This window comes from Fibrobacter sp. UWP2 (assembly GCF_900141705.1).
In the GTDB taxonomy this organism is placed as follows: domain Bacteria; phylum Fibrobacterota; class Fibrobacteria; order Fibrobacterales; family Fibrobacteraceae; genus Fibrobacter.
This window is the reverse complement of the sequence record NZ_FQYM01000001.1, coordinates 423,159-448,358: the sequence shown is the minus strand read 5'-3', so window position 1 is coordinate 448,358 and position 25,200 is coordinate 423,159. Positions and strand designations below refer to the sequence as shown.

Here is a 25,200-nt window from a genome sequence, read left to right as displayed (position 1 = left end):
GAAAAGAGCATGAAACTACTTGACAATGAAGCGCTAATAGCCTAGATTTACACCAGTTGGAGACCTGGATTTTCAACTAAAAAAGGGACAAATTCGTGCGTCGATGTCGAGCGCCTTGTCGCCGAGAGGGATTCGTTTGCCAAGGCCGAAGACAAGACCGAAGTTGACGGAGGAAGTGTAGTCGTCGATTTCAACGGAGATATCGCCGCCTTTGGGATTGTCGACGGAGGCCTCGGCGCTCACGTTGAACGAGATGATCGGTCCGGCTTCAAGGAAAACGGGACCCAAGTTGAATGTTCCCAACACGGGGATTTCGATATTCCACATGCTTAGGGTGACTTCGGGGGACTCGTCCTCGTCGCGGTCTTCGAGTTCTCCTTTATAGTATTCTTCGTAAGACTCCTTCAGCTTGTTTGACCTGCTGTGATGGGATATGAGGAAATTCGGGGAAATAGAAACGGCTTCATTTATCGCGAAATAACTGGCAAGACCGAAGGAGAAAGAGAACCCGCCGAAACCATCGAGACCCTTGATGGATTCCTTGTAGGAGTAGTTCCCGTCATCTTCTTTTATGTTGTATTCCTCCTCGAGTCCCCAAAAGCTGGCGTAACCGAGGCTGGCTCGGGCGCCTAGGTGGACGTCTGCGAATGCGGATGCTGCCAAGAGGAGAGTGCTGCTGGCGAGGATAAGGGCTTTATTCATTGTGGGTACTCCTTTAAATCAGGCACATGGATGTGTTGTAGTGTATTTGTCCGAAATGTAAATAAAAATACACCGAGATACAAGACAGATTGTCAAAAAAAAACTATTATTGCCTGCGTTCAACCACTTCAAGGGGTATTTATGAACCAGGTTACGGAAAACCCTGCTAAAACCGCGCAGCAGACAAGTGGCGGTTGTCGTATCACCAAGTCCGAATGGCTGCTGGCCTTGACGGGCACCTATTGCGTCATCTCAGTCATGATGAATCTTCTTTGCATGAAGCCCATGAGCTTTGGCACGGGATTCATTTGGATGGATGGCGGCCTCCTCATTAGCTGGGTCGTGTTCCTCATCTCGAACGTGATCACCGAGGTCTACGGCAAGCGCCCGGCGATTGTGGTCGCGGGCATTGCGACTGTGGTGGCGTTCTTTTCGAGCGTGATTGCGGCGGTGGAGGTTTATTTGCCGACGCTCCCCGAATACGCGGAACAGGCAGAACACTTTGCCAACATCTTTAGCAATGGACCGCGAACGATTCTCTCCTCGGCGACGGCCTTTTTTATTGGCAACGTCATTAACGTCGAAATCATTGACCGATTCCGCCTGCGGGCGGCGGCTAACTCGAACGACAATGCGGCCCGCTTTACGTTCCGTGCCGTGTTCTCGACCATCGTGGGGCAGCTGGTCGACAACGCTTTGTTCCAGACGCTAGCCTTTGCGCCAGTGGGCTTCTCGGTTTACGAGATGCGCTGGCAGGATATTGGGACGGCGGTCGCGACCGGCACCGTGATAGAGACCGTGGTGGAAGCCTGCTTTATTGGGTTTATCACGATTCCGCTCACCAAGTACCTGAAGAGGCTCCCATGATGCGCGCCTTGATTACTGGTACTGTCGGCGGCATGGGGCAGGCGTTTGTGCGGTTGTTCCTGGAACGCGGGGCGATGGTGACGGGCATGGATGTTTTGCCAATGCCCGCAAGCTTTGCCGCGAGCCTCGGGCAAGTTGATGCCGCCCGCTATACGCACGTGGTCGCCGACATTTGCGACAAGAATTCCTTGCCGGAACTGGAACCGTTCGACATTGTGATTTGCAATGCGGGAATTCAGACACCCTCCATGGAACATACGGGGAAGGATATCGCGGTGAATTTGGTTGGTTCCATGAACGTGGCGGAACGCTACGCCTTTCAGCCTCAGATCAAGTCTCTGTTGTTCAACGCGTCGGTCTCGGCGGTCTCGGGGGACGAATTCCCCGAGTATGCGGCCTCGAAGGCGGGTGTCGTGGGATACATGAAGAATTGCGCCAAGCGCCTTGCCCGCAGTTACCATGCGACTTGCAATGCGTTGTGCCTTGGCGGTGTGAAAACCGAGTTGAACCGCCCTGTGATGGATGACGCCAAGCTTTGGAGCCGCATCATGGAGGTGACTCCCCTCAAACGTTGGGCGACTCCCGAAGAGGCGGCGGAGTGGGCGTACTTCCTTACGGTTACGAACAAGTTCTGTACGGGCCAGGCGATAGTTGTTGACGGCGGCGAGAAGGATTGCAACAGCACCTTCGTGTGGCCGGAGTAGAGTCTTGGAACTTTAGTCTTTTGCTTTGGGCGCCACGACGCTGCAGATGGGGCATTCCCCGGGTTTGTGGCCGCGGGCCTTGCAGTAGGTGCGCCCGAAGTAGATGATTTGCAGGTGGCGCTTTTCCCATTCGCTTTCGGGGAAGGCTTTTTTGAGGTCTTTTTCGGTCTGCTCCACGGAGCTGCCGTCGCTTAAGCCCCAGCGGGCGGCGAGGCGGTGGATATGCGTATCCACCGGGAAGGCGGCGAGCTTGAAAATGTGGCTCATGATGACGCTCGCCGTCTTGTGGCCCACACCGGGCAGGCTCTCGAGTTCTTCGAAGGTGTGGGGCACCTCGCCGCCAAAGCGCTCGAGGAGCTCCTTCGAAAGATTGTAGACGTTCACGCTCTTGGTGTTGAAGAAACCGCAGGGTTTGATGATTTCGGCAATCGCCTTGACGCCGAGTTTTTCCATTTTCTTTGGGGTGTCGGCTTTTTTGAAAAGCACGGCGGTCACCTGGTTCACCCGCACGTCGGTGCACTGGGCGCTAAGCACCACGGCCACGAGCATTGTGAAGGCGTTCGTGTAATTGAGGGGGATGGGCGGGTTCGGGAAGAATTCGTCCAGTTTTTCGCCAATAAAACGGATTTTTTCTTTGCGGTTCATGGACTAAAAATATAAAAGAATATCGCGGCATGATCTGCCGCGCCCTGCGGGCTCGCAGTGACAAAGGCGGGAGTGCGGTTGTTTTACGCGTCGCGCGTAAAGTCTTGCTGCATGTTGAAGCTGGGCATGTCGTCGTGGGGGTGCCCTACTTCGACAGCGGGGACGCCCGCATAGGTGGTATGCGCAGGCACGTCGCAAAGCACCACCGCGCCCGCGCCGATCTTGGCGCCGTCGCCAATGTGGATGTTGCCCAGCAGCTGGGCGTGCGCACCGAGCATCACGCCGTTGCCCACTTTGGGGTGACGGTCGCCGGTCTCGTTGCCCGTACCGCCGAGCGTTACGCCGTGCAAAAAGCTCACGTTGTTCCCGACGGTCGCGGTTTCGCCAATCACAATGTTGGTGGCGTGGTCAATCAGGAGCCCGTGCCCGATTTTTGCTGCCGGGTGGAAATCCATGCCGAACTTGCGGCTGATGATGTTTTGGAGCATCTTTGCCGGGAATAGTCGGTTCTCGACCCACAGGGCGTGGGCCACGCGGTAGGCCTGCAGCCCTTGGAATCCCTTGAACAACAGGAGGGGCTCCAAATAGCTGGTGCAGGCGGGGTCGCGCATCACGGTCGCGTGCAAATCCTTGACGGCGTCCGTGAGAAGTTCCGGGTACTTGACGTAGTTGGCGCAGAACATCTTCTCGAGTTCGCCGCGGTCTATCACTTCTCCGGCCAGCTGACAAGCGAGGGTAACCGAAAGCATATCCGCAAAGTTCTTGCGGTTCAAAATCTGTTCGTCGAGCATCAGCTTGGAGAGCGGCTCGGTCTTCACCAGTTTTGTGGCCTCTTCGCGGAGGCGCTTTTCTACTTCTTCGATTGTCATAGTGGGTAGAAATATAGAAAAATCGGGATTTCCAATTTTTACTTCGCGGCGCCTACCAGTGCCGCGGCGGGTATGTGGAACCAGGAGGGCCTAAATTCCAGCTCGTAGCAGGCTTCGTAAACGGCCTTGGCGGTAATGTAGGGGGCGGCGGCGAACCGGAGGCTCGATTCGCCAATGCCCGATTCTTGCGAGTACCCTTCCACAAAGGCCTGCTCTGCGGCTTGGCTGTCGAGCCCGGAGTTGGCGGCCGCGTAGCGGAAACTGCGGAGCATGCCGGCGATGTCGACGGCGGGGGAACGCAGCGCCCTGCGGAATTCCATAGGACGGGTGGGTTCGCCTTCGAAGTCCAAAATCATAAAGGAGGGCTTGCTTTCGTTGCCGTTCACGGTGGCGTCCAAAAGCACCTGACCCAGGTGGTAGTCTCCGTGGATGCGTTGAGGGGAGAGCAGCCCGTTCCCGGGGGCGGAACTTGCGCTTGTTTTTTGCATGTTGGCGTCGTAATCTGCCTTGATTTGGGGTAGCGCCTCGAGCACCCGGGTTTGCCATTCTTGTTTTGTGCCGGAACATCCGTTGGCAAGGCTCTCTTGGAGGAGAGTGCGCAATTTTTCGAAGGGGACATGTTCGCCCTGGTTTGTGCTACCTTTTAAACCTTGCAGGGCGCGGTGCATGCGTGCGGTTTCGATGCCCAGCACTTTGGCTGCCCTGGTGTCCATTTGCGCGTTGAACGCAGCCCAGGCGTCGCGGTAGCCCACCAGGTGTTCTTCGAGGATGCCCAGGGTGTAGCTCTGGCCGGATTCTGCCTTGTAGGTGAAGCTGCCGTAAAAGCGGGGCGAGCGGGCGAACCCTTTTTGGGTGAGCTGTTCCAGGACTTCGGCTTCGGGGTGCGGGCCCGGTTGCAGCCTGCGGTACAGCTTAAAGAATATCTTCCCCGGGTTAAAAAAGGCGGAGTTGCTCTGTTCGGTGCTTACCGGCTTTAGCGCCTTGAAATATTTGGTGGGGATGTTCCCTGTGGACTTGAAAATAAAATACCCGAGGGACCCCTGGAATATGCTTTGCGTGGCGCCGCCGGCAAAGGCCTCCTCTAGAATTTGGCCTATGCGGTTTTCGTCTTCCACGGCGGTATAGAGGTCACTGGAGCCGTCTTCGAACTCGACCTTCAAAATGAGGAGGCGGGTATCGCCAATCTCGGTAGAGTCCTGCTCGCTCACTTTTTTTATGGAGCGCCCTTTGCCCATGAACCAGCGCTTGGCGCTGATATCTAAATTGAATTTCATGTGGGCAAATCTAAATTATTTGCGGCCGGGGAGTGCAGAAAAGTAGCCCTGCTTGCGCAGCGTCGCCAGGATTTTGAATTTCGTCTCCAGGGGCTCTGCGCCAAAGCCCTCGATCACGAACGGCGGGATGCGTTTTTTGGGTCGAAACGGCGGCGGGACGTCGGTGTAGTCGCCAAGTTGCCAGGCTACAAGGAGCTTGCCTAAAAAGGATTCCCAGGGGAACTGGTCTTGCGGTGTTAGGTAAAAACGAGCCGGTTTTTTGTTGTCGCGGGCGTCCAGGAGAAGGCTGCCGTCTTTGTAGCACATAAAAAGAGCAGCCTGCCGAACCTCGTTACGAGTGGCAGGCTGCGCTTTAATGTCAAGAATCAACTGCACGGGTAGGCCTTAGGCGGCCAAGAGTTCGCGTTGGATTTGCGAATACTGATAATGAGAAATCGAGGTGATTTTCAAGATCAGGTCTTGGGCAAGACCGGCTCTGATGAGGGCCCTAGCATAGTTGAGCTTGTTCATATAAGGCGATGTCATAGGAACCTCTGGATGATAGTTGATTTATGTTTACGTTTTTAAATTAGTATAATTTTTTTTCAAAAAAAAGGGGTGTAAGTAAAAAGATTATGGACATGTTAAATTGCTCACATGGGCCCCCATTTTGTTGCCGAAAGCCTATTTTGTTGAAGTATAATGAGTTACAAAAATACCCCCCAAAAGGGAGCCATTTAGGTTGGAATAGGCATGTGATTGAAATCACATTTCGCTACGGGAGGACGGGAAAATCCTTCCTGAGTTTTAGCAACAGGGCGCGGTTCAATTCGGCTATGACGACGCACTCCTTGCCGGCCTCGGCGCAGGCGATGACTTTGCCCTCGGGAGAAATAATTTGCGAATCTCCGGTGAAGGAACCGTTTGCACTCACGCAGTTTACGGCGACGACATACGTCTGGTTTTCGATGGCGCGCGCCTTGAGGAGGGCTTCCCAGTGGCTTTTGCGGACGGCGGGCCAGGCTGCCTGCACCGTAAAGACTTCGGCGCCACGACGGGTGGCTTCGCGGTAGAGTTCCGGGAACCGCAGGTCGTAGCAAATGCTTGGTGCGACCGTGAATTCGTTGATTTTGAACAAAGTAACGTCGTTGCCGGCGGTGAACTTGCCTTGCTCGGGGAAAAATGGGTGGACCTTGTTGTAGCCGGCGACCTCTGCGGGCTTGCCGGGGGCAAAGGCGCCTATGTGGTTCGTAATCCCCGCAGTGGTCTTCCACATGCCGCCCCCGAGTAGGGTACACCGGCTTTCTTCGGCGAGCCGTGCCAAAAAATGCTCGGTCTTGGCCTGGAGGGCGTCGGGGCTTGCCTTTAGCATGTCGTCCAGCTTTTGGGGGACGTACCCCGTGTCGAACATCTCGGGGAACACGACTAGGGATCCCGGCTCCGGGGCAGCACCGAGGACGAGTTCGCGGGCCTTGGCGAAGTTCGCGGCTTTGTCGCCGGGCTCGGATTCCATTTGCACGAGGTAAGCTTTGAGCATACTTTAAATGTAACTAATTCGCTTTTAAACGCGCAGTTTTCTAAATTAAGGGTGTATGAGATCTCGTGTTTTATGGTTGGTGGCTCTCTGTGCCGCCCTTGCCTTTGCTGCGACGCCGACGCCCATTGTGGGTGTGGTTCTGGAGTCCGGTTCCGATTTGCCGCTCGACGGCGTGCAAATTACGTACCGCTCCGGCAAGGTCCTGGGCAAGACTTCTTCTGACGGTCGTTTTGAACTTACGGTGGATTCCAAGAACGCCTCCCTTGTGTTTCAAAAGGAAGGCTACGACAGCGTGTTTGTGGAACTGCAGGACTTTGCCGACTTGTTCGACATGGTGGTGACGCTCTCGAGCGACCTGCGCGACCTGGGCTCGAGTACCATTATTGGCGGTGGTGAACCTGCGAAGTGGGAACCGGAGCGCACGGTGGCGGTCGAGAAACTTGAGGATGCCGCGGGCATGCGCTTTGACTTGACCGAACACCTGAGCCAGATGCCGGGTATTTCGGGGCAGAAGGATTTTAGCAGCGCCCTCTATTACGAAGGTTCGCGTGCAGGCGACGTGGCTTACCACTTAGGACGCTTGCGCATCCCGAACATGCGTCACTTGGATGTGGGCTTCCCCGGAAACCTCTCCATTGTGAACCCGCACATTTTGAGCGGTATTGAAATTCACGACCACTACGGTTCGGGACCGATCGGCCAGGGCCTTGCGACCTCGGTGCAGTATATCCCCGAGCAGACCAAGGGCGACTGGGGTCTTAAGGGTGCTGCGGGACTTACCGTCCAGGAAGTGGTTCTCGATGCGCCGTTCTTTATTTGGGACAGCTTCCGCTTTGCCTTCCGCCGCCTGGATGACGAAATGCTTAAGAATCTGGGCGAGAAGTTCTTTACCGAGTTCCGCAAGCGTGGCGGAGATTGCACCGAAGATTGCCGCGTGAAGTCCTCTGACCCGTTTGAGCTCTCGGCCTATGATGTGTACGCCCAACTGAACGGTTCCGATTCCATGGGGAACACCTGGGCGCTGCGTACCCTGTACAGCTCCGATGAGTATTCCATTAAGCAGGACACTTCGACTGCCTATGACCAGGTGAATTCCATTGACATCATTGAAGGTCATCAAGAGTACCTGGTGGTGGGCGCCGAATATGCAAGCAAGTTTGGCACCAGCGCCCATGCGGGCTTTGTGCGCGAGTCGGTGGGCGATACCCTGCGCGACACCACGGGTTTCCGCAACACTTCCACGACCGACGTGGGGGCGGCTTTTATTGACGGCTACGAGTACACGCATTCGGTCATTAGCGGCGGTCTCGACAAGAACTTCAAGGGCCACATTCTGGGGGCGAACTTGAGCGGCGCCGTTCTGTACGAACACCACATTGCCGAACGCAAGTACCCCGACTTTGGCGGGACCCTCTCGGACGACTACCAAACGGGCGTGCTCTCGGGTACGGGCCGTTTTGACTGGAAGCCGGATTACTCCGAGTACATTCTCTCGGTGGGTGGCATTGCCGACGCTGTGGACCACAAGGCTGCCCCGACGGCCTCCTTGGATGTGGAGAAGAACCTGAGCAAAAAGGATTCCGCCTACTGGCGTTTGTTCGGTAACGCGGCTTACCGCAGCGACTGGAAGGCTTATTACGACGATGGCGACCTCACGGGCCGTCTGGAATCGGGAACCTCGGGCAAGCTGGGCTTTGGTTACCGCTCCAAGTATTTTGACGGGCAGGCGAGCGGTTTTGGCCGCTATTACGACGACCCGTTGCTCCCGATGCCCAAGGCGTACGCCCAGTACAACGATGTGACCGACGTGCAATACGCCTGGGTGCTTGGCGCCTCGGCCAAGGTCGAATGGAAGACCTCGCATCACTTTTCTTTGTCAAGCAATGTGAGCTCGGTTTACGGCGAATACGAACTGGATGGAGGCTCCCTCCCGTGGGAAGCGAACTCCCGCCTCGACATTATTTCGCACTTCCGCTATTACCCGCGCAAGGACTCCATGATTTCGGTCATCCTTACGCACCATGCCGCCTGGCACCGCCCGCTGTACTATTACGCGATTATGCCCTCCAGTTCTACAGAAGACAAGGACGGGAACGTGGAACGCCATAGTGGCACGCGCGAACTCAAGGACTTGAACGAGTTTACGGACTTGTTCCGCACCGATGTGCGCGTGAACCTGGATTTGCACCGCGACAAGGGCTTGTTCCGCACGGCGCGATTCTACTTGGAACTCGATAACATCTTTAGCAAGCTCGACGTAGACGCCCTCCAGTTCCTAGGCTCCGAGAACGCGCGTGAACGTTCCTGGGTCTCGGAAGATGCCGACGGCAAGTCGAGCAACGGCTACAACCTGGTGCCCTTTATGGCGAAGGGCATGGGGCTCTACTTCCAGTTTGGTGTAGAAGTTCAGCTCGGGCTTTAAGGCGGTCGGGCGTGTCGTTGCGAGACGTACATTTTAGATTGTTTGCAATTCTTCTGGCCTTGCTGTTTTTCTTTGGGCAGAGTTTTTCCCATGAGACCGATTCGCTTTTTGTACCGCCCAAGCCGGCGAAACCCTTGCGCTTTTGCACGGCGGCAAAGCAGTGGGTGGATTACGCCACGCACGATTCCAACCTGGTCGAGATTACGCGCCTGCCGGGAATCCGCATGGATTTGCGTTACGGCAGCTACAACAACGTGACGGGCCACGACTTGTATTGCGGCGTCCAGCGGGCTTTTGTCCACAGGGATGCCCTGCCCAAGCTAAAGAAGACGCTCGCGATTATCAAAAAGGAACTGCCTGGCTACACGCTTGTGATTTTTGACGCGGCAAGGCCGATGTACGCCCAGGCGGCACTCAAGAGCACGGTGGCGGGGACGCCTTATTCCAACTATGTTTCGTCGGGCAAAACAGGCGGGCTGCACAACTACGGGTTGGCGCTTGATTTGACGCTTGCCGACAGCAGCGGCAACTTGCTAGACATGGGTACTGACTTTGATTCGTTTGAGCGTTGCGCGGGCGAGGTGGGTGAGGCCGATGCTTTGGAACGCGGACGGCTCACGCAACGACAAATCGATAACCGCAACGTTTTGCGCGGCGTTATGAAACGCGCCGGGTGGGTGACGCTCAATAGTGAATGGTGGCATTTTAACGCGTATACGCGTGCTTATACGAAGGAACATTATTCGCTGTTTCCGCTGTGAGATTAGTTCGCTTCTCCCCCAAGGGGATAACTCAACTATAAAACTAAAGTTATAAGTTTCGTATAGCTGCAGAGCTTAGGGCGACCTCATACGCCGTTTATTTTGGTAGTTGCTTGATGCTGGCGCGTTTGAGACGGTCGTTGATGGCCATGCCCACGCCTTCGTTGGGGATGGGGTCCACAAGAATCAACTCGTTCTCGGGCTTGTCGAGGTCGTGCATAAAGGCGTACAGCTTGGCGGTAGCCTCCAGCATGTCCCCGGTTTTAGACAAGTTAACGGTCTCGGGAATGGGTCCTTCGGTATTGCCGAAGGCAATCCTTACCGTGTGTGGCGGAAGCGCAAAGCCCTCGGGCACCTGCCCAAAGTACAGCGGCACTTGCGGGCGGTAATGCGTGTCGCACTGGCCCGGTGCTTGCATGGCTTCGCCCGGCTTGGATGTCGATTCCTTGATGGCGACCCTGCCCAAAACTTTTTTGACCATCTCGGGCGTGATGGCGCCCGGCCTCAAGACTGTCGGGATTTCGCCGGTCAACGAGACGATGGAACTCTCGACGCCAACAGTGCACGGGCCTCCGTCGACAATGCCCGCAATGCGGCTGGCCAGCTGGTCGGCGACGTGTTGCGCGGTCGTGGGGCTTACGTGCTTAAAGAGGTTCGCGCTCGGGGCGGCCAGCGGCAGTCCCGACTCCTTGATAATCGCCTGCGCCACGGGGTGGCTCGGGAATCGGACCGCAACAGACTGAAGCCCGCTGGTGCAAAGGTCCGGAATGCAATCCTTTTTAGGGAGAATCAAGGTCATGGGCCCAGGCCAGTAGGCCTCGGCAAGCTTGTAGGCGCTGTCGGGGATGTCCTTTGCCACATCGGCAAGTGTCGCGATGTCGGCTATGTGTACAATCAGCGGGTCGAACGTCGGGCGTTCCTTGGCGGCAAAAATCTTGGCGAGGGCCTTGGGCTCAAACGCGTTGCCCGCAAGGCCATACACGGTCTCGGTCGGGATCGCGACGACTTCCCCGGCTTTCAGGAGTTTTGCTGCTTCCCCGACACTTGTCCAGGGAGGGTACATCATGCTTGAGGCGCGTCGGCCTTGGGTTCGTCCTTGCGGCCAAAGGCGAACACCTGGTCGCAGGCGCTGTTGAAGCGTTTCCAGATTTTGTCGGAGTGCTCACGCGGTACAGCACCCACCTCTTTCCACAAGCGGCGGAGGTGCTTGACCTTGTTCATCGCTCCACCCACGGTCGCTTCGCTCAGGTCGGTCAGCAGGTCTTCGGCCTGTTCGCAGAGCAGCACCTTCTTTTGGAGGTTGTTCTGGCGGGCCTGTTCCTGAATGTCGAGCTGGTCACGACGGCGGGTAAAGAAGTCGTCACAGACTTCGCGGAAATTTTTGTACAAAAGCAAATCGTCGACGCCGCAAGAACCGAGGGCGCGCCAATCCTTTTGCAAGTCGCGCACCGCATCGGCGAGCTGGTTGCTGCCGGCGCTCTCGGCGAACTGCTTGACCTTTTCGATCATGTTCTGCTTTTGCTTTTTGATGGCCTCCAGTTGCTTGCGGAGGTTCTCGTCAATGTCGGCACAACGACCGAGGAATTGGTTGATGGTCTCGCTAAAGCGGTCGTTGATGGCCTCCATGGATTCCTTCGGCACCATGCCGATGGTCTTCCATTCAGCCTCAATCGCCTTGACCACTTCCACCACCTCGTTGGTGATGTTGTTCAGGTCGAGGGCTTCAAGCTTTTCGCAGAGGGAAGTCTTCTTGGCGAGGTTCTCCTGCTTGGCGGCGTCCATCTCCACAAAGTGGCTGCGCTTCTTTTCAAAGAAGGCGTCACAGGCGGTGCGGAAGCGGGTCCAGATTTCGTCGGACTTGCTTTTGGGCACAGGGCCGCTCGTCTTCCAGGCTTCTTGCAATTGCTTGAGCTTGTTCGACGTGGCGTTCCAGTCGGTGGAATTGGTGAGGGCTTCGGCCTCTTCGCATAGCTTGACCTTCTTTTCGTAGTTGGCTTCGCGGTTGGCGTCCTCTTGCTTTTGATTTTCTTTGTGCTGGGCATAGAAGGCGTTTGTGGCCGCCTTGAAGCGTTCCATCAGGGCGTTCAGGCTTTCTTTGGGCACCATGCCAATGGACTTCCAGCTCTCCTGGACCTCTTGCATGGCCTTGAACTTGTCTTTCCAGAACATCTCGGTGTTGGCGACGAGTTCCTCGACCTTTTGGCAGAGGGCCAGCTTGCTCTCGAGGTTCTTTTGACGCTCGGCGAGCTGTTCCTCGATGAACGGGGCGCAGTTTTCGCGGATCTTGTCAAAGAACGTTTGGAACTTTTCGCGGAATTCCACGAACTTGGTCGCCGAAGTCGGGCCGCAGTTCTTCCACTTGTTGCCCAGTTCCTTGAGCTTGTTCAAAACTTCCTGGCTGCCGGGTTCCCTGGAGAGGGCTTCCATGTCTTCAAGGATGGTGGCACGGTCGTTTTCGTTGTGCCACGATTCCCACTGGCGCATTTCTTGGAAGCGCTCGGTGGCAGCCTTGTATTCGAGCCACAGGTCGTGGAACTTGAACTTTTGCTCGCCGACGATTTCCTTCCATTCGTTGTAGGCGTTGCGGAGCTTGAGGCTCAGTTCCTTGAAGTCTTCGTTTTCGTCAAAGCCCTTGACGCGTTCGATGAGCGCCTTGAGTTTGGCGGACTTTTCTTCGAAAATCTTTTGGGCGTTGTCGTTGAAGGAGCTGATCTTTTCGCTCAGCTTGTTGCGCAGACTGTTGTAGTTTTGCAGCATGGGGTCTTCGCCCTCGAGGAGCGGGAGCTTTTCCCATTCGCGCACAATGGCGTGCAAATGCTTCGAGGTAGTCTCGTTGGCGTCGGTGTCGGCCAGCGCCTGGAGCCGTTCCAGCAGTTCAGGACGGGCGGCTTCCTCGGGCTTTGCCTCTTCGGAATCTTCTTCGGCGGGGGCCTCTTTTTTCTTGACGTCCTGGACCTTGAAGAAAGCCTGGTTAAAGCGCTTGACATCGGTGGCGTCCATGATGGACTTCTTTTCGGCCCATTCGGCGATGATTTCCCTTACGCGGTCCTCTTGCTGCTGCGCCTTGCCCTCGAACAGAATGTTCTCGAGTTCAGCGAGCGTCTCGGCAAGGTGGGCCTTGACGGCTTGCTTTTCGGCTTCCGCCTTCTGGGCGGCAATACGGGCTGCGTCGGCCTCGTTGCAGAACTTTTGGAAACTGGCGTAGACTTCGTCCAGGGTGGCTTGTGCCGGGCCCATGCCGAGCACGGAGGCTTCGACCATGAGGTCCTCGAACTGGGTCTTGACCGCGAGCGGGTCCTTTTGGGCTGCCAGGTGGTGCGCCTGCTGGATCAGGGCTTCGCGTTTGCTAATGAGGAGAGCGGCCGCCTTTTTGCCGCCGTCAGCGGCGTCGCGCATGGCGCGGAGCTTTTCGGCTGCAATTTTACGGATGCTGGAATGCTTGGAGTTCTTGGAAATGTCGGTGAGCAGGGATTCGGAGTCAATGCGGTCGACGGCGGTCTTCGCGATTTCTTCCTTGGGGTCCCTGTTGGCTGCCACGGCGAGCACGTTTGCCTTGCCGGTGCTTTTGACCAGCTGCATGCGCAGTTCGGAACTGGGCATGGCTTTGACTAGGTCCTCGGCATAGCGGCTGTCCTTGAGGTCGTTGATATAAACTTGAACTTCGTCGTTGGAGGGTTCACGGTAGTTCTTGAGCTTTTTGGTGGCTTCTTCCAAATAACGGTTTTCGGCGAGGCGGCGGATGCCGGCTTCGGCGTCGTTTTTCGAAATACTGTGAAGCGATTCGACCAGGGTCAGTTTTTTGACGGCGGCAGTCCTCACTTCACTATCTTCATCGGAAAGGGCAATGCGTTCCAGAGTGCTCTGCTCGCGAGGATCCAACTCTTCAATGGCCTCGAGGCGCTTTTCGGGGTTGGAATTTTGCCATTTCGGTTTAAATGCATCCAATAAGCTCATAATTTCTCCAATTAGTTATACGGCCCTTTGTGGGGGTCGGTATATGATAATCTAACTAAAAAGATTTAAAGCGGTGTAAAAAAATAAGCGGTTTTTGGCAATAATACGGGCAGAAAATGGGTGTGGAATACCTATCTTTACCCCTGATATGGCAAAACGCATCCCCAAAACCGAGGCTCCCGAGCAAATTCGCCTAAAATGCAAGGCGGCGGAACTTCGTGAGTTCTGCGAGGTTTACATCCCGCTGGCGCCCTCGGTGTATACCTACGGGGTGCCTCTGGACTTGCCCGAGGGGGTGAAAATCGGCCGCGGGAGCGTGGTGTGGGTGCAATTCGCGACCCGCAAAAAGCCCGCCCTGGCGGTGGTCTCTAAAATGGTGGAACGCCCCGAATTTGACGTGCGGTGTGCCTACCCACATGCCTCGGGTTACGTTTTTGACGAACGCTACATGGAGGCGCTCGAGTGGACTGCACGGTATTACGTGAGCACGCCCATGAAGGCGCTGAACGTTTTTTGGCCGGCGGATTTCGAGAAGTATTTGGATGCGGTCGCGGTAGAGGATCTCCCCCGGGTCAAGCAACCGGCTAAACCCGAAGTACCTCCGTTGACAGGCGAGCAGCAGTCGGCCTTGGATTCGCTGGTGGCCGACTTGGACGGCACGGGATTCAGGGGGGCGCTGTTACACGGCGTCACGGGTTCCGGCAAAACGCGCGTGTACCAGGAACTTGCTTACGAGGCGCTTAGGCGCGGGCTTCGCGTTTTGATTCTGGTCCCCGAGATTGGGCTTACGCCGCAAACCTCCAAGCGGTTCGAGGATTTTTTGCAGGTGCCGGTGCATGTGCTGCATTCGGCGCTCTCGGCTCCAAAAAAGCGGGCCGCTTACGTTGCCGTGCTCAAGGGCGAGGCGCAGGTGGTGCTCGGCACGCGCAGTGCGATTTTGGCGCCGTTTCGGTTTGACGTTGTGATATTGGACGAGGAACACGACAGTTCCTTTAAACAGCAGGATCCTGCGCCGCGTTACCACACGCGGGAACTTGCCTTCCACCTGGCGCACAAATACGGGGCGCTCGTGGTTTTGGGGAGTGCGACCCCCTGTCTTGAGACGTTCCACAATGCGATGAGCAGGAACCTGAAGTACTTGCGGCTCGAACATCGCGCCACCGCGGCCCCGCTCCCTGACGTGCAGATTGTGGACATGGGGGCGGTGCGGCAGCAAAAGGGCATTTTGATGTCGCCGGAACTGCGCGAATCCCTGGTGGCGTGCATCGCCTCGGGCGAGCAGGCGATTGTGCTGATGAACCGCCGCGGCTATTCCAAAATCCGCGTGTGCACGGAGTGCGGCGAGACGCTTTACTGCAGGCATTGCCATGTGCCGTTGGTTTATCATAAGCAGTACCGTTCGCTGCTTTGCCACTATTGCGGCATGCTGTACCCTGTCGATACGCCGTGCGGCAAGTGCGGTGCCGCCACGTATGAGTTTGTGGGTGGCGCCATTGAAAAGCTTGAAGAAGAAATTACGGAATGGGTCCCTGGGGCAAAAATCGTGCGTATGGACCGCGACACCACGCAAAACGTGGGCTCCATCGACAAGATCCTCGACAGTTTTCGCGACCGCGAACACAATATTTTGCTCGGCACGCAGATGGTCGCCAAGGGGCACGACTTTCCGGGAGTGCGCCTGGTGGGCGTCGTGGGTGCCGACAGCGGGCTCGGCATGCCCGATTTTCGCAATACCGAACGCCTGTTCCAGTTGCTGAGTCAAACGGCGGGCCGTGCTGGTCGCGTGAGCGGCGGCGGTAAGGTCGTGATCCAGACGCTCAACCCGAGTGAGCCTGTGATGCAGTTCGCGTTGCATCACGACTACGCCGGTTTTGCCGCCCACGAGATGGACGACCGCCGCGACGCCAACTACCCGCCGTTTTGCAAGCTGGTCGAGGTCTCGTTTGGCTCCCGCGACGAGAATCTTTTGCGCGCGGCCGTCGCCCGTGTCGAATCGCTGTGCCGTGCCGAAAAATCCCTCATGGTGCTGGGCCCGGTAGACGCCTTTGTGAGCATGGTGCAAAACGTGCATTGGGTCAAGCTGTACATTAAGGCTGCGAACCTCGCGGCGGTTCGGCATTTGCTCCACCCCGTGGTGAACAGCCCCAAGCCTTGGGCCCCTGGGGTCGACATCAAGGTCGAAATCGACTAAAAACCCGCCTGTTTTCCGTTGTGAACGGATTTTTAGTACAAAATGGGTCGCCTGGCTCTTTTTTCTTGTATTTTTTTTGCATAGCCCAAGGCGGGGCATGTGCCCGACGCCCAAAAAAGGATGAAAAATGGAATCTTTCAACTTTTACAGCCCCACGGAATTTGTTTTTGGCAAGGATCGCGAAAACGAGGTCGGCAAGTATGTGAAAAAATTCGGCGGCACCCGCGTGCTCATCCACTACGGTGGAAAGTCCGCTTTGAAAAGCGGACTCATTGACCGCGTGAAAGCGAGCCTTGACGTCGAGGGTATTGGGCACTTTGAACTGGGCGGCGTGCAGCCGAACCCGAAGGACACCAAGATTTACGAAGGCATTGAGCTCGTGAAAAAGACGGGCGTGGACTTTATCCTTGCCGTGGGCGGCGGCTCCACAATCGATAGCTCTAAAGCGATTGCGGTGGGGAGCCTCTACGACGGCGACTTTTGGGATTTTTATTGCCGCAAGGCCGAAATCAAGCGAGCCCTCCCGGTGGGCGTGGTCTTGACAATCGCTGCCGCGGGTAGCGAAGGCAGTGGCGCCTCTGTTGTGACGAAGGTCGAGGGCGGCCTCAAGAGGGACATTGGCACGGACCTCATCCGTCCGCGTTTTGCCATCGAGAATCCCGCCCTGCTCTGCACGCTTCCGGCTTACCAGACGGCTTGCGGCATCACCGACATCATGGCGCACATTTTTGAACGCTACTTTACGAACACGCCCGAGGTCGAAGTGGGCGACCGCCTTTGCGAAGGTTTGCTTTTGACGATGCTCAAGGAAGGGCCGCGCGTGATTGCCGACCCGAACAACTACGAGGCGCGTGCGAACATCATGTGGGCGGGCACGGTTGCGCACAACGACATCATTGGGTGCGGCCGCAGCCAGGACTGGAACAGCCACGCTATTGAGCACGAACTTTCGGGCATGTACGACTGCGCCCATGGCGCGGGCCTTGCGGTGATTATGCCTGCGTGGATGGAATACGTGATGCACCACAACGTGATGCGCTTTGCCCAGATGGCGACTCGCGTGTTTGGCGTCGAGATGGATTTCGAGAATCCCGAGGCGACTGCGAAGGAGGGCATTTGCCGCTTCCGCAAGTTCCTCAAGAGCATTGGCATGCCCATCAACTTTGAGGAACTTGGCGCGAAGGAGGAGGACATCCCGACGCTCGTCGATAAACTGAACCCGGGTGATGGCTGGGGCTTTTTGCCGCTCAAGCGCGCCGATGTAACCGCCATCTACAAGATTGCGGCTCACGCAACGACAGAAGGCGGTGCGTCCTAGGCTTTTTTCAAAATAGCACGCAGTTCGTCGGCGGCCTTTTCGAGGTCGTCGTTCACGATGGTGTATTCGTACTTGCCCTTGGTCTTGGCGAATTCCATCTCTTTTTTGGCGTTGTGGAGGCGCGTTTGGATGACTTCTTCGGAGTCTGTGCCGCGACCGCGGAGCCTGCGTTCTAGTTCTTCTTCGCTCGGCGGGAGGATGAGGATGCCCGTTGCGTCGGGGTAGACCTTGTCGAAGTTCACCTTGCCGAACACGTCGAGGTCAAACAGCACGCGCTTGCCCTGCTTGAGCATGTCTTCCACGAAGAACTTGGGGGTGCCGTAGTAGTTGCCGTGCACTAGGTTGTATTCCACCAGCGCATCGTCCTTGATCATCTGCTCGAATTCTTCCTTAGTCTTGAAGAAGTAGTGTACGCCGTTTACCTCGCCTTCACGGGGACTCCGCGTAGTGGCCGAAATGGAATACACGATGTCGGGGAATTCCCCGATGACCTTGTCCTTGAGGGTGGTCTTGCCTGCGCCGCTCGCGGCGCTCATCACGAAAAGCTTGTTCTTCATACGGACAAATATACTAAAAGGGGGCGTACTGGCTTGCGAAGGGGCTTTTTCTGCCTGTAAAACGGAATGCGAAGGCCAGAATGTGATTTTACTCAAATGCTTTCACTAAGTTGTTAAAAACCTGACAATACGTTTCTATATTTTGCAATATCTGGTGTGTGGGGATTAGGGAGAGAGCATGAAACGTTATTTATCTCTTTTTTTGTTGACGTGCGCCAGCCTTGCGGGCATGGCCTTTGCCGACCCGACGGTATCTATCTTTGTGAAGGACGCCTCCGAATTCCAGGCGATACAGGCCGACTTGCAGCAGTTGAAGGCGGGCATCGGGAGCGATAACCCCGAGGTGGATTCCTTGATTACCCGTGCGAACCGCATCGCGAAAATGAACGACCGGTGTAGCATGGTATCCATCAATGACGTGCTCGACGAGGAGTGCGGACACTTCTATGCCGTGGAACTCCCCGAATTCGAATCGCGCTATATGGAAGTGACCGGCGAGCTGCGCCTGGGTGTGGTGACTATGGCGAACGACCTGGAACAGCGCACGCAGCAGATTGACGCTTGTACCGACGCTTTTTCCCGCATTATCGCCTCCAAGGAGAACCTCCTGAAAATCGAGGGCGGCGTGGACCTGGAACCGCTCTCGCATGCGGGAGCGTTCGATGCGTCTTACAACTTCAAGCTGCGCTATGACGGACGCCGCATGGACCAGCAGAAGCATTTTACCGAACTCTGGCTCTCGAAGTGCGGTGACATTGTGCTGCGCAAGTCGGGTGACGAGTTTGCTCCGCTCTTTGTGCAGGCTCTCGACCACATGAACGACTCGCTTTTAAACACGAAGACGAACCTGAAGGTGGTTCTCGATACGAGCGACCTTTCGCTCTACCTGGACTTGAACAGGCCGGTGGCGGGCGCGTACTACCTGAGCGGCGCCGAACTCTTCAACGTGACGCAGATTCCTTCGGGCAAGGAGAATGCGCACCTGCTGGTGGACATGAAGGACAAGTCCGTGCAGTTCCCGAAGGGACGCGACGGCGAGATGGCCACCTACAAGGGCCGTGTGGAGTTCGAGAAGGCGAGCAACGACCTCGTGGGCCGCTGGATTTGGGGCCGCGATTCTACGGCCATCAAGGCGATGCCCAAGATGAACACGAAGACGGTTGCGTCCGAGGTGGTGGCCGCATCGGGAACGGAGCCCAACGCTGCTCCGGTAGCAGAAACTGCCCCGCAGGCGGGCGACAAGGTGGACAACGGCCTGCCCGAGGCGAAAAAATCGGACGGCCCGCACTGGGTGCTTATCGGGATTTCGGCGGCGACTCTCATCGCAGGTTCGACGCTTGCTGTCATCTACAACAAGAAGGCGAAGGACGAAAGTACGAAGCAGCCTTCTTCGCAGGAAGAATTCAACAATCGGCATGATGACATCGGCAAGTACCAGAAGGTGCGCGCGGCAGGTATTGGCATTGCAATTTTGGGCGGCATCGGGCTTGGCCTGAGTATCGCTTTTTAGGAGGGGACGACATGAATTCGGAATTAGGAATTAGGAATTCGGAATTAGGGAAGTGTCATCCTGAGCGTAACGCCGTAAGGCGTGGAGTCGAAGGATCCATACGTCTTGTAGGTGCGCTTGTGGCGCTTGTCATGACGTTCCTTACGGCCTGTACCGATTACCAGGAAGAGTTCGACAACAACTTCGCTGCGTTGGAATACGGCGACATTGAAAACCCGGAATTGTCCAGCGGCGTTGATCCTGGGAGTTCGCACGGCACGACACCCGCGTCTTCTGCATCTGTGTCGAGTGGTGCCGACCCTCTGTCTTCTGGCACTGTTCCTGCATCTAGCGGTGCCGAACCGCTGTCTTCTGGAACTGTTCCGACATCGAGCGGTGCTGAACCGCTGTCTTCTGGAACCGTCCCGACCCAGAGCTCTGGAGAACAGCCCAGTAGTTCTGCGGAATCAAGCAGCTCGGTGGAGTCTTCGTCTTCTTCAATACTTCCATACACCCCGCCTTCGGGGCCGAATTACGACACGCTGGATTACAACGGGCAAAAGTACAGGACAGTCAAAATCGGTGACCAGGAATGGATGGCTGAAAATATGAACGCCAAAGTGGATGGTAGCGCCTGTTATAGAGATTCTAGCAAGTACTGTGATATGTACGGTCGCCTTTATTCGTGGGATGCTGCTATGAAAGTTTGCCCCGAAGGTTGGCGCTTGCCGGATACGACCGATTGGAGCATTTTGTTTGAGTCGGTGGGTGGAAAGGCAACTGCGGCTACACACCTCAAAGCAACGTCAGGCTGGACTAGCGATGGCAATGGAGATGATAAATTTGGCTTTTCTGCGTTTGCTGCAGGAGGCTCGGATACAGGATCTGACGTGAAGTATGCGGGCAAAGAGATTGATGCTGCTTTCTGGACGAGCGAAGTGAAAAACAGCTATGATGCGTGGTCTGTGGGAATGTATTGGGATGACTCTTATCCAACTATTGATGGAAATCTTATAGCGAGTCGTCGTTCAGTCCGTTGCATAAAGGGTGAGCCTTCGTCCAGTAGTTCTGTGAAATTGAGCAGCAGTTCTGCGGAACCGTCTTCTAGCTACGTTCCTCCTTCAGGAATAAGCTATGGAAAAATGACCGATCCAAGTACTTTTGCTTTTTCGTACAGGACGGTAGAAATCGGTAACCGGACCTGGATGGCGGAAAATATGGCTAAAGGGGGGGGGATTTTGTGCCCTGGCGGCATTCATGAAAATTGCGCAACATATGGTCATCTTTACAGGTGGGATGATGCGAAAAATCTTTGTCCCGAAGGCTGGAGTTTGCCAAGTAAAGATGAATGGGAACAGTTGATTTCATCTGTGGGTGGTGGTAGTGCGAAACAAGCGGGCAAGGCTCTCAAGACGAACTCCGGCTGGAAGAATGATGGTGATGGAACGGATGAGTATGGCTTTTCGGCACTGCCTGCTGGCTATTGGAGTAATTATTCGGGTGATGGTGAATACTATGGTTTAGAAGGCGCGGCCCATTTCTGGAGTCAAACAGAATTCGGATCTGACTCCGCGTATGGTTTAAAATTGGAGTATACTGTCGATTCTGCATCGATGTCCAAATATTCTGTGATTGGAAAAAATTACTATGCTCTTTCCGTCCGCTGCATTTTGGATGAAAATTACTTCGTTGATAACCGCGATGGCAAGACGTACAGAAAGGTCAAGATTGGCGACCAGACCTGGATGGCGCAGAATCTGAATTACAAGACGGACGACAGCTATTGCTATGGTGAAAATAATGCCCAGACGACTAATAAGTATTGTGAAACGTACGGTCGTCTTTATAAAATAAGGAAAACACTTGAGATGGCAGGTGGTGTTTGCCCCGGAGGCTGGCACGTGCCGAGCTATGATGAATGGCTAACATTATTTGATGCGGTGGAGGGGAAAGACTCTGCTGCCATCCATCTTAAGTCGAAATCAGATTGGAAAGAAGATGATTATTATTATGATGATGTTGACAGCCGCGGTACTGATGACTATGGTTTCTCGGCGCTCCCGGGAGGACGAAGAGTTGCTGGGGGGTTTGATGGAAGGGAGCAGAATGCTTGGTTTTTGAGCTCGACGACGTCTAAAACGAGTGGTTGCTCTGGTTGTACGTACATTGTTAATTTTGTCTATAGCTTGCCGAGTGCAGCTTTTCCCGATGGCGTTGAAGAAGAAGCTGTCTCCGTCCGCTGCCTGAAGGATGCGGAATAAAACAGATTTCCTTGTAGAAATACAATAAAAAAAACGGCCTCGCAGCCGTTTTTTTTGTAATGCTTACTTGTTCTTGTCTTCGATGTACAGCGGGCGTTGCTTGACTTCGTCGTAGATGCGGCCGATGTATTCGCCGAGAATCCCGATTGACATGAGTTGCACGCCGGCAAAGAACACGATGGCCGTCATGAGCGATGCCCAGCCCGGCACGGTCGTGGCGGGGGAGAGGAACTTCTCGAGGATGGACCACACGAGCACGCCGAGGCCGACGAGGGTCGCGAAGAATCCCATGTAGAAACTGACCTTGAGCGGTGCGGAACTGAATCCGGTAATGCCGTCGAAGGCGAGCCGCATCATCTTCTTGAGCGGGTACTTGGAGGTGCCCGCGGTGCGTTCTGCGCGGTCGTACTTGACGCCAATCTTCTTGAAGCCTACCCAGCACACGAGCCCGCGCAAAAAGCGGCTGCGTTCCGGCAGGTTCTTGAGCTGGTCCACCACGCAGCGGTCCATGAGGCGGTAGTCGCCGGTATCGGGCGGAATGTCGATGCTCGTGAGCTTGCCGATAAGGCGGTAGAAGCAGAACGCGGTGAAGCGCTTGAAGATGGTTTCGCCCTTGCGCTTGTTGCGCTGCGCGTACACGACCTGGTAGCCCTCGCGCCACTTGACCATCATCTCGTGGATGAGGCTCGGCGGGTCTTGCAGGTCGCCGTCGATAATCACCACCGCATCGCCGGTGGCATGGTCGAGGCCCGCGCTGAAGGCGGCCTGGTGGCCAAAGTTACGGCTGAAGTTGATAATCTTGTTGTTCGGGTTGCCCGGAAGCAGGCCCTCGACGATTTCGCGGGTGCGGTCCTTGGAACCGTCGTTCACGAAAATGAGTTCGTGCTCGTATTCCTTGAGTTCCTCCTCGAGGACGCGGTACGTTTCGGCAACGATTTCTTCTTCGTTAAAAACGGGAATGATTACGGATAAGAGCATATGGATAATTATAGTAAATAAGAATACTTCACATTGCGGCGTAGCCGCTTAGGGAATGAGAGCGCCGTTCACAAAGTCCACGTGGCTGCAGTCGATGCCGGCCTTGGGCAGGGCTTTGAGCGCAAGCTTTTGCACGCCCGCGGTGCTGGCGGTGAGCGTGTGGATCTCGCCGTTGCGGAACACCGGCGTTTGCGCGAGGGTCTTTCCGTCGCCCAGGATCTCGACGTACACGCCTTCGCTGCAGAGCGATTCGTCGTCCAAACCTACGGACACTCGGAAGCTGTTGTATTTGCCGCCGAGGGCGTAAACTGTTTCGGAGGCCGCATGCGTGGCGAAGCCAAATTCAAACACCTGCCCGTTGATGGTCATCTTGTTGCCCTCGATGCTCTCGTTTTTGTGCATGCTTCCCCAGCCCTGCGTGTGGCTCTCGTAGTTCAGGTCGCCCAGCGGGATGGCGCCGTTGTCGGCGTTGAAGTAGAATTTCGAGATGTCGGCGAGCTTGGTCCTTTTGAGGGTGTCTTGCACCACAAAGCGGATTTGGTTGTAGCCCGGCTGCAAGGTGTCGGCGGGGATGGCGAGCGCGAATTCGCCGTTCTGGTAGGCGCCCCGGCTCAGGAACTTGCCGTTCAGCACGGTGAAAAACTCCCAGTTGGTTGTGGTCTCGGCGTTGGATTCCTTCAGGTTGTACTTGTAGCGCAGCGTGTCGACCACAATCTTGTTCACGTCGGTGTTCTCGTCGAGCTCGCTCAAGTTGAGTTTTTCGGGTTCGCCCGCGGTCTCGATGGCGACGTCCTCGACGACGATGATGTTCTTGGGGTTGTAGTTCTTGCGCCCGTTGAACTGGGCGATTTGCACCCAGTAGTTGTTGGTGATGAGGATGTTCTTGACGCCGACCAGGTCCATCTCGCGCTCGAACACGTCGCAGGTGGTGGCGATGCGGTGTTCCACCGCCTTTTTGTGGTAGGTCTGGCTGTCCCAGCAGTCGAGACCGCGAATGTAGTAGACTTCGTCGTACTTGTCCATGAGCTGTTGCAGCTCGGAATCCCTCATTTGGCGGGCCTTGTCGTAGTGGATGGATGAAACCCCGTAACCCACAAAGTGCCAGGGTCGCCCGTAAATAAAGAGCCTGTTCTTTTGCGGCAGCTCGTTCAACCACTGCCAAATCTCATACTCCTCAATGGTCAGGTGGTTGCGGTTGTACATGACGTTGTCGTTGAAGTCTTTTTTGTAATGGAAGGTCCAACCGCCAAAGATCAAGGCGACGGCGACGGCTCCCAAGAACGAGAGTTTTGCCACCTTGTTCTTGTCGATGGATGCGGCGAAGTATTCGATGGCGTGCGCGACGGGGAGCGCCCCCACAAAGGCCATGCTAGGGAGCATCACCAGGCTGTAGCGCTGGTTGATTTGGATGGTGAAGTCGCCCGAGACGTTCTCCAATATCACGTAGGTTTGGATGTGGTACAGCACGAGGAACACGAGCGTCCACAGGTAGAACTTGTCGCCCTTTTTGGTGTCGTAAATGGCACGGAACACCAGGTAGATAGCGCCGATGGCGAAGAGATAGTTAAAATAGGTGAGGAACGGGTTCTGGAGTTCGCCGTTCTCCCTGAGCGGGAGTGTCATCTCGTGCCAGTTCTTGGCGAGGTCCTCAAAAAAGTGGCCGTGCGCCTCGAACTCGCCGCCCTGGAAGCCGAACCCCTGGAAGTAGCTGATGGTGAGGAGCACCGGCATGCTAAAGAACGAAAGCGTCACAAAGAACGTGGGTGCCTTGGCGCTCTTGGAGTCTAGAATTTTGGGGAGGGCGAACAGAATGAACGGGGCAAAGCAGAACACAGTCTCTTGGCGGGTCTGTGCAAAAAAGGCGAGGACGAGCGCGAAGAGCGCCCAGTGCTTGACGGTGTTGCGGTCGTAAGCCCACTTGAAGGTGAACAGCGAGAGCGCCGAGAGGAAAATGTAGAGCGGTTCCACCGACATGGCGCGGAACTGGAACAGCACGGTGGGCTGCAGTGCTGTGAGGAGCGCCGCGAAGAACGCCAAGAGCGGCTGCCTTGTCCATGCGGCAATCGCAAGGAACATAAGCAAGAATGCGAGCGGCAAAAGCAAAAGCTCAAGGTTAAAGATCCAGTGGAGGTCCGAGCCAAAGAGCGGCATGCCCAGCACGTAGAGGAAGGCGAGCCCCTTGGTCTTGAAACTGTTGGACTTGGAGACGCAATCGAGCTTGCCGTCGTTGTAGAGCCCCTGGTTGCAGGTCCCGCTTTCTTGGTTGTAGTACATGTTCTGGGCGACCGACATGAACACGCTCTCGTCGCTTTGCACGCGGTGGCGGGCCTCGATTTGCGTGGCAGCGAAAATCGAGACGGCGACGGCAAAGGCGAGCGTCAAAATGCTAAACGATTTGGCGGGGAGTACTGTTTTGACCCATTCGCGAAAATCCTTGCTCAGCATGCAAAAGAGGACGATGGCGGCCACGAATTGCACGCAAAACAGCGGGAGGGGCAGGTACAGGTCGAGCTGGCGGATGGTCTCTTTGTGGTCCACGTTGGGGCCGAGGTACACGAGGAAGGGAATGGCTGCAGCCACCACAAGGCCGATGATGGTGCCCGGGTGAGCCAGGTTCTTTAAAAGGCGAAATACGTACTCTTTCATGGCTAAAAATATAACAAAGACCTTTGGGGCTATTGACTTCCCGAGA

Annotated in this window: 22 protein-coding genes; 8 read left to right on the top strand and 14 right to left on the bottom strand. The window is 55.8% G+C overall.

Going from position 1 to position 25,200, the window contains the following annotated elements:
* Positions 1 to 72: 72 nt before the first annotated feature.
* Positions 73 to 702 (bottom strand): outer membrane beta-barrel protein, encoded by a 630-nt coding sequence (locus BUB55_RS01960; protein ID WP_073187684.1) that lies wholly within the window; start codon positions 700 to 702, stop codon positions 73 to 75.
* Between the two features lie 141 nt (positions 703 to 843).
* Between BUB55_RS01960 and BUB55_RS01955 the strand changes: the two genes are divergently transcribed.
* Positions 844 to 1,569 carry a queuosine precursor transporter gene (locus tag BUB55_RS01955; protein WP_073187683.1) on the top strand — a complete coding sequence of 242 codons (726 nt, stop codon included), beginning with the start codon at positions 844 to 846 and terminating at the stop codon, positions 1,567 to 1,569.
* Complete coding sequence (locus BUB55_RS01950) at positions 1,566 to 2,273, top strand: SDR family NAD(P)-dependent oxidoreductase (RefSeq protein WP_200778504.1); 708 nt, start codon at positions 1,566 to 1,568, stop codon at positions 2,271 to 2,273. Before BUB55_RS01955 ends, BUB55_RS01950 begins: the two co-directional genes overlap by 4 nt.
* 12 nt (positions 2,274 to 2,285) lie before the next feature.
* On the opposite strand, the gene nth is transcribed toward BUB55_RS01950, so the two are convergent.
* The 6 genes from nth to BUB55_RS01925 all read right to left on the bottom strand — a co-directional run bounded on the left by nth (position 2,286) and on the right by BUB55_RS01925 (position 6,577).
* Complete coding sequence (gene nth / locus BUB55_RS01945) at positions 2,286 to 2,918, bottom strand: endonuclease III (protein ID WP_073187681.1); 633 nt, start codon at positions 2,916 to 2,918, stop codon at positions 2,286 to 2,288.
* A gap of 83 nt (positions 2,919 to 3,001) precedes the next feature.
* Positions 3,002 to 3,787, bottom strand: a complete 786-nt coding sequence (gene cysE, locus BUB55_RS01940; RefSeq protein ID WP_073187679.1) for a serine O-acetyltransferase — start codon at positions 3,785 to 3,787, stop codon at positions 3,002 to 3,004.
* A 38-nt stretch (positions 3,788 to 3,825) separates the two neighbouring features.
* Positions 3,826 to 5,061 (bottom strand): phosphotransferase, encoded by a 1,236-nt coding sequence (locus BUB55_RS01935; RefSeq protein WP_073187677.1) that lies wholly within the window; start codon positions 5,059 to 5,061, stop codon positions 3,826 to 3,828.
* Between the two features lie 15 nt (positions 5,062 to 5,076).
* Complete coding sequence (locus BUB55_RS01930) at positions 5,077 to 5,436, bottom strand: hypothetical protein (protein WP_143152854.1); 360 nt, start codon at positions 5,434 to 5,436, stop codon at positions 5,077 to 5,079.
* 9 nt (positions 5,437 to 5,445) lie between these two features.
* Complete coding sequence (locus BUB55_RS14170; RefSeq protein ID WP_159431916.1) at positions 5,446 to 5,586, bottom strand: hypothetical protein; 141 nt, start codon at positions 5,584 to 5,586, stop codon at positions 5,446 to 5,448.
* Positions 5,587 to 5,815: 229 nt separating this feature from the next.
* Positions 5,816 to 6,577 (bottom strand): nitrilase-related carbon-nitrogen hydrolase, encoded by a 762-nt coding sequence (locus BUB55_RS01925; RefSeq protein WP_073187674.1) that lies wholly within the window; start codon positions 6,575 to 6,577, stop codon positions 5,816 to 5,818.
* Positions 6,578 to 6,632: 55 nt separating this feature from the next.
* Here BUB55_RS01925 and BUB55_RS01920 point away from each other — a divergent pair, with 55 nt between their 5' ends.
* Together BUB55_RS01920 and BUB55_RS01915 are read left to right on the top strand one after the other, a co-directional pair.
* Positions 6,633 to 8,999 carry a peptidase associated/transthyretin-like domain-containing protein gene (locus tag BUB55_RS01920; RefSeq protein WP_073187672.1) on the top strand — a complete coding sequence of 789 codons (2,367 nt, stop codon included), beginning with the start codon at positions 6,633 to 6,635 and terminating at the stop codon, positions 8,997 to 8,999.
* A 59-nt stretch (positions 9,000 to 9,058) separates the two neighbouring features.
* Positions 9,059 to 9,760 (top strand): M15 family metallopeptidase, encoded by a 702-nt coding sequence (locus BUB55_RS01915; RefSeq protein ID WP_234971759.1) that lies wholly within the window; start codon positions 9,059 to 9,061, stop codon positions 9,758 to 9,760.
* Positions 9,761 to 9,857: 97 nt separating this feature from the next.
* Here the strand turns inward: BUB55_RS01915 and BUB55_RS01910 are convergent, their stop codons facing one another.
* Together BUB55_RS01910 and BUB55_RS01905 are read right to left on the bottom strand one after the other, a co-directional pair.
* Positions 9,858 to 10,826 (bottom strand): L-threonylcarbamoyladenylate synthase, encoded by a 969-nt coding sequence (locus tag BUB55_RS01910; RefSeq protein ID WP_073187671.1) that lies wholly within the window; start codon positions 10,824 to 10,826, stop codon positions 9,858 to 9,860.
* The gene (locus BUB55_RS01905) at positions 10,823 to 13,714 is read right to left on the bottom strand and encodes a DUF349 domain-containing protein (protein ID WP_073187669.1); all 2,892 of its coding nucleotides are present in this window, start codon (positions 13,712 to 13,714) and stop codon (positions 10,823 to 10,825) included. The genes BUB55_RS01910 and BUB55_RS01905 overlap by 4 nt, the downstream gene beginning before the upstream one ends.
* 148 nt (positions 13,715 to 13,862) lie before the next feature.
* On the opposite strand from BUB55_RS01905, the gene priA reads away from it, so the two are divergent.
* Both priA and BUB55_RS01895 read left to right on the top strand, forming a co-directional pair.
* Positions 13,863 to 15,905, top strand: a complete 2,043-nt coding sequence (priA, locus tag BUB55_RS01900; protein ID WP_073187667.1) for a replication restart helicase PriA — start codon at positions 13,863 to 13,865, stop codon at positions 15,903 to 15,905.
* Between the two features lie 127 nt (positions 15,906 to 16,032).
* Positions 16,033 to 17,223: an iron-containing alcohol dehydrogenase gene (locus tag BUB55_RS01895; RefSeq protein ID WP_073187665.1), complete on the top strand. Its 1,191-nt coding sequence runs from the start codon at positions 16,033 to 16,035 to the stop codon at positions 17,221 to 17,223.
* Here BUB55_RS01895 and gmk read toward each other — a convergent pair.
* Positions 17,220 to 17,780: a guanylate kinase gene (gene gmk, locus BUB55_RS01890; protein WP_073187664.1), complete on the bottom strand. Its 561-nt coding sequence runs from the start codon at positions 17,778 to 17,780 to the stop codon at positions 17,220 to 17,222. The two genes, BUB55_RS01895 and gmk, sit on opposite strands and share 4 nt — an antisense overlap.
* A 178-nt stretch (positions 17,781 to 17,958) precedes the next feature.
* Here gmk and BUB55_RS01885 point away from each other — a divergent pair, with 178 nt between their 5' ends.
* The gene (locus tag BUB55_RS01885; protein ID WP_143152853.1) at positions 17,959 to 19,290 is read left to right on the top strand and encodes a hypothetical protein; all 1,332 of its coding nucleotides are present in this window, start codon (positions 17,959 to 17,961) and stop codon (positions 19,288 to 19,290) included.
* Positions 19,291 to 19,334: 44 nt separating this feature from the next.
* On the opposite strand, the gene BUB55_RS14165 is transcribed toward BUB55_RS01885, so the two are convergent.
* Together BUB55_RS14165 and BUB55_RS14160 are read right to left on the bottom strand one after the other, a co-directional pair.
* Positions 19,335 to 19,544, bottom strand: coding sequence for a hypothetical protein (locus BUB55_RS14165; RefSeq protein WP_159431915.1), 210 nt, complete (start codon positions 19,542 to 19,544; stop codon positions 19,335 to 19,337).
* A 73-nt stretch (positions 19,545 to 19,617) separates the two neighbouring features.
* Positions 19,618 to 19,779: a hypothetical protein gene (locus BUB55_RS14160; protein WP_159431914.1), complete on the bottom strand. Its 162-nt coding sequence runs from the start codon at positions 19,777 to 19,779 to the stop codon at positions 19,618 to 19,620.
* On the opposite strand from BUB55_RS14160, the gene BUB55_RS01880 reads away from it, so the two are divergent.
* Positions 19,749 to 21,530 (top strand): FISUMP domain-containing protein, encoded by a 1,782-nt coding sequence (locus BUB55_RS01880; protein WP_073187660.1) that lies wholly within the window; start codon positions 19,749 to 19,751, stop codon positions 21,528 to 21,530. The two genes, BUB55_RS14160 and BUB55_RS01880, sit on opposite strands and share 31 nt — an antisense overlap.
* Positions 21,531 to 21,593: 63 nt before the next feature.
* Here BUB55_RS01880 and BUB55_RS01875 read toward each other — a convergent pair whose 3' ends face one another.
* Both BUB55_RS01875 and BUB55_RS01870 read right to left on the bottom strand, forming a co-directional pair.
* Positions 21,594 to 22,508, bottom strand: coding sequence for a glycosyltransferase family 2 protein (locus tag BUB55_RS01875; protein WP_073187659.1), 915 nt, complete (start codon positions 22,506 to 22,508; stop codon positions 21,594 to 21,596).
* Between the two features lie 48 nt (positions 22,509 to 22,556).
* Positions 22,557 to 25,154: an NPCBM/NEW2 domain-containing protein gene (locus BUB55_RS01870; RefSeq protein WP_073187657.1), complete on the bottom strand. Its 2,598-nt coding sequence runs from the start codon at positions 25,152 to 25,154 to the stop codon at positions 22,557 to 22,559.
* Between the last annotated feature and the right edge of the window lie 46 nt (positions 25,155 to 25,200).